Source organism: Allolucifera butyrica (genome assembly GCF_900476375.1).
Classification (GTDB): Bacteria; Bacillota; Negativicutes; order Sporomusales; family UPPP01; genus Lucifera; species Lucifera butyrica.
On sequence record NZ_UPPP01000112.1, the window covers coordinates 1 to 6678 of the forward strand.

At 46.0% G+C, this 6678-nt stretch carries 6 protein-coding genes, 3 tRNA genes and 1 rRNA gene; 9 read left to right on the forward strand and 1 reads right to left on the reverse strand.

The annotated features are described in order from the left end of the window. The 6 genes from LUCIF_RS22270 to LUCIF_RS22295 form a co-directional block, all read left to right on the forward strand. A 23S ribosomal RNA gene (locus LUCIF_RS22270) occupies positions 1–312 on the forward strand; the annotation flags it as partial. An 84-nt stretch (positions 313–396) separates the two neighbouring features. Next, positions 397–472 (forward strand) — tRNA-Met (locus tag LUCIF_RS22275). A gap of 64 nt (positions 473–536) precedes the next feature. Beyond that, positions 537–625 (forward strand) — tRNA-Leu (locus LUCIF_RS22280). Positions 626–638: 13 nt separating this feature from the next. Then, positions 639–721, forward strand: a tRNA-Leu gene (locus LUCIF_RS22285). A gap of 346 nt (positions 722–1067) precedes the next feature. Continuing rightward, positions 1068–1931 (forward strand): response regulator, encoded by an 864-nt coding sequence (locus tag LUCIF_RS22290; protein WP_207858315.1) that lies wholly within the window; start codon positions 1068–1070, stop codon positions 1929–1931. Beyond that, complete coding sequence (locus LUCIF_RS22295) at positions 1922–2383, forward strand: chemotaxis protein CheX (RefSeq protein WP_122630033.1); 462 nt, start codon at positions 1922–1924, stop codon at positions 2381–2383. The genes LUCIF_RS22290 and LUCIF_RS22295 overlap by 10 nt, the downstream gene beginning before the upstream one ends. A gap of 91 nt (positions 2384–2474) precedes the next feature. Here LUCIF_RS22295 and LUCIF_RS22300 read toward each other — a convergent pair whose 3' ends face one another. Next, entirely contained in the window at positions 2475–4139 is a 1665-nt protein-coding gene (locus tag LUCIF_RS22300) for an AMP-binding protein (RefSeq protein WP_122630034.1), read from the reverse strand. Between the two features lie 432 nt (positions 4140–4571). Here LUCIF_RS22300 and LUCIF_RS22305 point away from each other — a divergent pair, with 432 nt between their 5' ends. From LUCIF_RS22305 to LUCIF_RS22315, 3 genes are all read left to right on the forward strand, one after another. Continuing rightward, entirely contained in the window at positions 4572–5975 is a 1404-nt protein-coding gene (locus LUCIF_RS22305) for an FAD-binding oxidoreductase (protein ID WP_122630035.1), read from the forward strand. Between the two features lie 81 nt (positions 5976–6056). Further along, complete coding sequence (locus LUCIF_RS22310; RefSeq protein WP_243638779.1) at positions 6057–6290, forward strand: DUF1653 domain-containing protein; 234 nt, start codon at positions 6057–6059, stop codon at positions 6288–6290. 149 nt (positions 6291–6439) lie between these two features. Continuing rightward, positions 6440–6678 (forward strand): FAD-binding oxidoreductase (locus LUCIF_RS22315; protein ID WP_133306314.1); only part of this gene is annotated, 239 nt, incomplete at its 3' end.

Genomic DNA, 6678 nt, shown 5'->3' on the forward strand with positions numbered 1-6678 from the left:
GAACGTCGTGAGACAGTTCGGTCCCTATCCATCGCGGGCGTAAGAGACTTGAAGGGAACTGCTCCTAGTACGAGAGGACCGGAGTGGACGGACCAATGGTGTACCAGTTATCCCGCCAGGGGTACAGCTGGGTAGCTACGTCCGGAACGGATAAACGCTGAAAGCATCTAAGCGTGAAACCAGCCTTAAGATGAGGTCTCTCATAGTGTAGACTAGTAAGACCCCTTAGAGATGATAAGGTAGATAGGCCAGGTGTGGAAGTCCTGTAAGGGATGAAGCTGACTGGTACTAATCGGTCGAGGGCTTGACTTCATGATTTGCTCATCTTTCTTCTGGGTAGTTTTGAGGGAACAAATTCTCTCTGTATATACGAAGACTGTTCAGAATGTTGATTATCGCGGGATGGAGCAGCTGGTAGCTCGTCGGGCTCATAACCCGAAGGCCGCAGGTTCAAGTCCTGCTCCCGCAACCATGATATTCAATATGCCAAACGAGATATAAACTCGCTTGGCATTTCTAATTCTTTAACTTTTTATGCCGGGGTGGTGGAACAGGCAGACACAAGGGACTTAAAATCCCTCGGATGGTGACATCCGTACCGGTTCGATTCCGGTTCCCGGCACCAATTAACTAAATATGCGGGAGTGGCGGAACTGGCAGACGCACCAGACTTAGGATCTGGCGGGTAACCGTGGGGGTTCAAGTCCCTTCTCCCGCACCATATAAAGTGATAAGGCTTTCAGGGTAAAATCCTGAAAGCCTTATTTTCGGTTTTCCGGGTTATGAGATTGCGATGTAGCGTGAATGGCCACGCGCAGTATTGTTTTGGTATGTCATTTCAAATTATCTTTGATTCTTTAATAATTTTTTAATAATTCATTAAAAAGGGAAAATCAAGGATTGGCAGGAATTTAGATAGAACCAAAAGAAAATTAATGTTAAATGTTAGCGTTATTTCTTTTATTGTGGTGATGATAACTATTGAAAGTAGGATTCAGTTATTTATGGGGCTTGTGATTAAAAGGGGAATGAGAAGTTATTATTATTATAGGAGGCATAGTTAAAGTATGGGTATAATTCGAGTATTGGTCGTGGACGATTCTCCCTTTTCCCGCACACTGCTGGCTGACTCTTTACAGGAAAACAGTTGTGAAGTCGTTGGTGAGGCAGGTTCTCTGGAAGGATTAATTGAGACATACCAAACCTGCCGTCCGGATATTGTAACGATGGATATAGCAATGCCGGGAGCCGACGGTTTTGAATGCAGCAAAGCCCTCCTTCGGCATGACCCTGCCGCCAAAATTATTTTGGTCAGTTCCATGAAGGATGAAGAGATGGAGGTAGAAGCCCGCCGGACCGGTGTCGCCGGATACGTCCAAAAACCGATTGATAATGAAGCGTTAATGAATGTTATTAAAAATGTAATGGCTCCGGACCTAGCCTTTCAAAATTTAGTGGAATGGAGCGGTGAAATATTTAGCGAGGCGTTAAGCCAAAGTTTTGCCCGTATGACCAAGCTCACGGCGGCGGCTTCGAATCAGCCGGCAGGGAAAAATCACCTTGTATCCCGGGGAATCACCGTCGTGATTGGTATTATTGGCAAATATCCGGGTACTATGATTCTGGACCTCACTGCCGGAACGGCGGAGAAGATGGCGGAGGTTATTCTGCGCCGGCAGGCCAAGGAACGGGGGGAAATCGTGGCAATGGTGGCCGAGTTCGCCAATGTAGTTGGCGGGGTAGCCTGCTCCATGCTCAACAAAAAAGAAAAATCCTTTGGGCTGCGGGTCGCTCCGCCCAGTGTGTCCTGTGGCGAGTCCATTGAAATCATTAGCCCCAGTATTGAATCCCGTAATATTAGCGCTAATACAGACTTGGGGACAATTCTTCTTTGTGTTGGTTTTAAAAAGGGGTCGGTTTTATGGATGTAAATTCAATTAATCCTGTATTGGAGGCTTTTATCAATATCTTGCCCCAAATCGGTTTTCAATCCGTGAAAAAGAAGTCCGTATTTTTGGGTGGATCCATGCTGGAAAACAATGGGATAATGATTAATATCGGTGTTCTGGGTCCGGTCAAAGGAGTGATTATCATAGGAATGACCGTCGATTCAGCCCGGCAATTTGCTTCCAGGATGATGATGGGTATGGAGGTGCCGGCACTGGACGCTTTAGCGCAAAGCGCAATATCTGAAATGGGTAATATGGTTTGTGCCAACGCCTGCACCAATTTTGCCAGCGCCGGACTCGCAGGCGTCGATATATCACCGCCCACCTTAATTATGGGCGAAGGCGGCTGTATTAGCCTTTCCGTACCTAAAGTAATCGGGATAAATTTTGATATTGACGGTATTTTATTGGATGTTTTCGTAGGATTGTATTAAGCTAAAGGAAGTAACCCTGCCAGCAACTCTGGCAGGGTTTAGTCATAGGATCAGAAGGAGCTTTTAGACCGTGGGTAAAAAATAGGCGGGGTCAAGCTGTTTCGGTTTTATCCGGAGTTTTCAAGCCCAGTATTTCCAGAACTTGTTCCCTTAGCTTATATTTTTGGATTTTACCACTGGCTGTGGTTGGATAGTTTTCGATAAATTCAATATAGCGGGGGATTTTATAACGGGCAATTTTGTTCCGGCAATATTCTTGAATTTCTTCTGCCGTAACGGGTTGTCCCGGTTTTAACTGGATAAAAGCCATGACTTCTTCTCCGTATTTTTCACTGGGTACGCCCACGACCTGCACATCCTTGATTTTGGGATGGGTGTAAAGAAATTCTTCAATTTCCCGCGGGTAGATATTTTCGCCGCCACGGATGATCATATCTTTCAAACGTCCGGTAATTCTGCAGTAGCCATTTTCATCCATAATTGCCAAATCTCCCGTGTGCAGCCAGCCGTCCTGGTCGATTGCAGCGGCAGTGGCTTCCGGCAGCTTATAATACCCTTTCATCGTATTGTAGCCACGGGAACATAACTCACCCTGCATGCCACGGGGAACCTCCCGTCCCGTCTCCGGGTCGACAATTTTTACCTCTACATTAGGCAGAGCGCGGCCTACCGTCGCCACCCGCAGTTCCAGGGGATCATCCGTCCTGGTCATCGTGATACCCGGGGAGGCCTCTGTTTGGCCATAGGTTATGGTAATTTCTCTCATTCCCATTTTATCTACGACTTTCCTCATTACTTCAATGGGACAGGGTGAACCGGCCATGATACCGGTTCGCAGGGAAGAAGTATCATATTGGGCTTTCTCCATTGCTTCCAGTTCCATAATAAACATGGTCGGTACCCCGTGTACAGCCGTGCAACGTTCCTTTTCAATCGTTTCCAGCACTTTTTCCGGATTGAACACTGTTACCGGGACCATCGTAGCGCCTGCAACCAGGCAAGTCATGGTTCCCAGCACACAACCAAAACAATGGAAAAAAGGAACGGGTATGCAGAGTCTGTCCAAATACGTAAAGTTCAAACATTCCGCCAGGCTGCAAGCATTACCAATCAGGTTGTGATGAGTAAGCATGACTCCCTTCGGGAACCCTGTGGTACCTGAAGTATATTGCATATTGACCACTTCGTCCGGGGTCAGGGCATTTTGACGAATCATCAGTTCCTCATCCGTCACTTCCCGGCCCATTTCTATAAGGTCATTCCAGGTAAACATGCCAGAGTGGTGCTCGTCACCAATGAATATGACATTTTTTAAGAACGGTAACCGGATTGATTTTAGTTCCCCCGGCCGGCAGTCATTTAATTCGGGACATAATTCATAAATCATACTAAGGTAATCGGAATTTTTCGTTCCGTTAATTAATAATAAGGTAGTGGAGTCGGACTGCTTTAGGAGATATTCCAATTCAAATATTTTATAATTCGTATTTACCGTCACCAGTACGGCTCCCATTTTGGCGCTGCCGAATTGGGTAATAACCCACTGCGGCACATTAGTAGCCCAGATGGCAATATGTTCACCCTTTTGCACGCCCAGTTTAAGCAACCCTTTGGCTAGCTGGTTGCAGACCCGGCGGAATTTTTCATAAGTATAGCGCAGGTTCAAATCAGGGTAAACCAGGGCTTCCGTATCAGGGTTTTCCCTTGCCATATAATCAATTAGTTCTCCGATGGTAATTTTGCCGAAATCCCGCAATGAAACACCCTCCCAAGGATAAAAACACGACAGATTCTAAATTGTAGCCTTTTCAACGAGTAAGCGGCCAATTTGATCTTGTGTTGATTTCCATTTATTTCATCTTATTTTCCTTATTATAGCACTTGAGACATAATGCTACAATATTGTTATAATTTTGTTGTTATATTACATTAATTGACGTTTTTTTTATGCCTCTGGCGATTAGGTAATAAAATAAGTATAAAGCTAATTTGTTACAATCTGGTGAACTTTTCGTAACAATATTGGGAAGGTCGTCGCCGGGACTTGAAATGATGAATTGGTCCCCGACGGGGGAAAGGATAAAAGCAAATCTTGCAAGAATAAGGCAGTAAGGTAAAATATGTTTGGAAAGAGTGGATCTCTGCTGCAGGATAAAAGAGAATTTGCTTAATAGACGGGAGGCCCCAAATGGCAAACTATAATAAAGTTACTCAAAATATGCTAAGGGAACTGAAAGAAATTATAGGCGAACGAAGTGTCTGGACCAGTCCGGAAAAGATGGAGCCATATTCTCATGATGCGGTTACCGGCGAGAAATATGTCAAATATCCCGAAGCCGTAGTATTGCCCGGGAACGCCGAACAGGTAGCCCGGATTGTGAAGCTGGCCAACCGGAACTTGGTTCCGATTGTGCCTCGCGGTGCGGGAACAGGCTATGCTTGCGCAGCGGTAGCTCATGAAGGTGGTTTAATTCTATCTACGGAGAAGATGGACCGGATTTTGGAATTCGATGAACAGAATATGGTTTTAGTTGTTGAACCGGGCGTCAGAACCAGCGAAGTGCAAAAGGCGGCACAAGAAAAGGGATATTTATATGCAGGGGAACCATCCAGCGGCGACAGCTCTTTTATCGGCGGTAACGTTGCCACGAATGCAGGCGGGCTAAAGGCAGTGAAATACGGAACTACAAGGCAGCAAGTCCTGGGGGTGCAGTTGGTAACTCCGGAGGGTGAACTGGTCACATTGGGAGGCAAACTGAAAAAGGATGCCACCGGCTATGGCATGACCCAACTCATAGTTGGCTCCGAAGGGACACTGGGTATCATTACTAAAGTATATCTCAGGCTGATGCCGCAGCCTCAACAAGTGATGGATTTGTTGGCCATATTCCCCAGTTCGGCGGCGGCCATCGGTATGGTTGCTAAAATTATGCAAACCGGTATTACTCCTGTTTGTGTGGAATTTATGGACAACCGGGGAATCCGTTGTGTTGAAGATTTTTTGGGAGAGAAACTGCCGCATAGCGATAACGGACACTATCTGATCGTTTCTGTTGAGGGGGACCATGAAACTGTTTTGGAAGAACAGTGTATGGCCATTGATGAATTGTGTGCTGAGAATGGTTCGCTCGCAGTTTTGGTTGCCGATCCGGCTAAGATTTGGAAGGCCAGGAAATCGTTCGGCGAGGCGAACCGGGCCCGCAGCCTGATTTTTTCCGCCGAGGATATTGTCGTACCTATGTCCCGGATTGCCGATGTTGTAGAGAAACTGTCTGAATTAGGACAAAAATATAATATGACCATTCATTGTGTGGCACATGCCGCAGATGGCAATATTCACGCCGACATTATGAAGGAAGAATTGCCGCTGGAGGTTTGGAACCGGCAGTTGCCGCTGATACAGAATGAGATTTATCAATTTGTTTATTCTGTGGGAGGAAAGTTGTCCGGCGAACATGGCATTGGTTACAAAAGGCTGGAGTTGATGGAAAAGTTCGCGAATCCGGTGGAGCTGAAAATGATGCGGGCAATCAAAAAAGCGTTGGACCCCAATAATATTATGAATCCGGGTAAGATATTTCGCCTAGAGTAGAACCTGCTGCGCGGGTTAAACTACAGCAGGTTGTTCTTGTTTAAACTGTGCTTTGATTCTATGAGAAAGGGGAACGGCAAGGTGGCCGAACAAATAGTAAAACCAGGAAGATACAGGCATTTTAAAGGAAAACCGTATCGCGTCTTATTTATTGCCACACACTCTGAAACAGAAGAACCGATGGTGGTGTACCAGGCATTATATGGCCAGGAAGGGATCTGGGTGAGACCGCTAGCAATGTTTTGCGAGACGGTTGAGTATGAGGGAAAAAAATGCCCAAGATTTGAATATATTCTGGAGGAGGCATCCGAATAGGATGCTTTTCTGCTGATTGTGAAAAAAAGAATTATTGTAAAATTGTAACTATTCCAGTGGACAATTGTTTATAAGCTTTATATAATAAACGTAGAGCAAATTGGTATGATGACCTGGTCACATACCAAAAATACAAGGAGGTATTCTGAATGGCAAGGTACAATGCTGTCACTCCCCAGGTAATCGATGAGCTCAAAAAGATTGTGGGAGAAAAATATGTCTATACCGATTCCGACAAGCTGGAACCCTATTCTCATGACGAAGTAACGGACCCCCATTATGTGAAATTGCCCGAGGTGGTCGTGCTGCCGGCTACGGCCCAGGAGGTGGCGGCCGTTGTGAAGCTGGCCAACCGTACCCTGGTTCCTTTGGTGCCGCGGGGCGCCGG

Coding starts and splice junctions, on each gene's coding strand:
- LUCIF_RS22290 (WP_207858315.1), top strand. CDS start 1,068: ATGGGTATAATTCGAGTATTGGTCGTGGACGATTCTCCCTTTTCCCGC.
- LUCIF_RS22295 (WP_122630033.1), top strand. CDS start 1,922: ATGGATGTAAATTCAATTAATCCTGTATTGGAGGCTTTTATCAATATC.
- LUCIF_RS22305 (WP_122630035.1), top strand. CDS start 4,572: ATGGCAAACTATAATAAAGTTACTCAAAATATGCTAAGGGAACTGAAA.